The 1,281-nt window shown below is 62.2% G+C and carries 1 protein-coding gene; it reads left to right on the plus strand.

Going from position 1 to position 1,281, the window contains the following annotated elements; translation table 11 throughout:
- A partial coding sequence (locus AC1DU6_RS31700) for a DNA-directed RNA polymerase subunit beta' (RefSeq protein ID WP_477862151.1) occupies positions 1-1,281 on the plus strand: 1,281 nt, incomplete at both ends.

A 1,281-nucleotide genomic window follows, 5' to 3' on the forward strand; every position in this document is an offset into this window, starting at 1 on the left:
CCGCCTGGCCCGTCTGCTCGAGCTGAAGGCCCCTGAAATCATCGTGCGCAACGAAAAGCGCATGTTGCAGGAAGCCGTTGACTCGCTGCTGGACAACGGTCGCCGCGGCAAGGCGATGACCGGCGCGAACAAGCGTGCCCTCAAGTCGCTGGCCGACATGATCAAGGGCAAGAGCGGTCGCTTCCGGCAGAACTTGCTGGGCAAGCGCGTCGACTACTCGGGCCGTTCGGTCATCGTGGTGGGCCCGACGCTCAAGCTGCACCAGTGCGGCCTGCCCAAGCTGATGGCGCTTGAACTCTTCAAGCCCTTCATCTTCAGCCGTCTCGAAGCCATGGGCATCGCGACGACGATCAAGGCTGCCAAGAAGGAAGTCGAATCCGGCACGCCGGTGGTCTGGGACATCCTCGAAGAAGTCATCAAGGAGCACCCGGTCCTGCTGAACCGTGCCCCGACGCTGCACCGCCTCGGTATCCAGGCTTTCGAGCCCGTGCTGATTGAAGGCAAGGCCATCCAGCTGCACCCCCTCGTCTGCTCGGCCTTCAACGCCGACTTCGACGGGGACCAGATGGCCGTCCACGTGCCGCTGTCGATCGAAGCGCAGATGGAAGCCCGCACGCTGATGCTGGCCTCCAACAACGTGCTGTTCCCGGCTTCCGGCGAACCATCGATCGTGCCGTCGCAAGACGTGGTGCTGGGTCTGTACTACGCGACTCGCGAACGCACCAACGGCAAGGGCGAGGGCATGATCTTCTCGGACATTCCCGAGATGATCCGTGCGCTGGAAAACGGTGCCGTCGAGATCACCGCCAAGATCAGCGTGCGTCTGGTCGAGTGGACCAAGGACAAGGACACGGGCGAGTTCGTGGCCGAGACCAAGCTAACGGACACCACCGTCGGCCGTGCTTTGCTGTCCGAGATCCTGCCCAAGGGCCTGCCGTTCTCGAACATCAACAAGGCACTCAAGAAGAAGGAAATCAGCAAGCTGATCAACACCTCCTTCCGCAAGTGCGGCCTGAAGGAAACCGTCGTGCTGGCCGACAAGCTGCTGCAAAGCGGCTTCAGGCTCGCCACGCGCGCCGGTATCTCCATCGCCATCGACGACATGCTGGTGCCCGCTCAGAAGCACACGCTGATCGAGCGCGCCGAGAAGGAAGTCAAGGAGATCGAGCAGCAGTACGTCTCGGGTCTCGTGACGGCCGGCGAGCGCTACAACAAGGTCGTGGACATCTGGGGCAAGGCCGGCGACGAAATCGGCAAGAAGATGATGGACCACCTCAAGGT

The organism is Roseateles sp. P5_B10 (genome assembly GCF_056400485.1).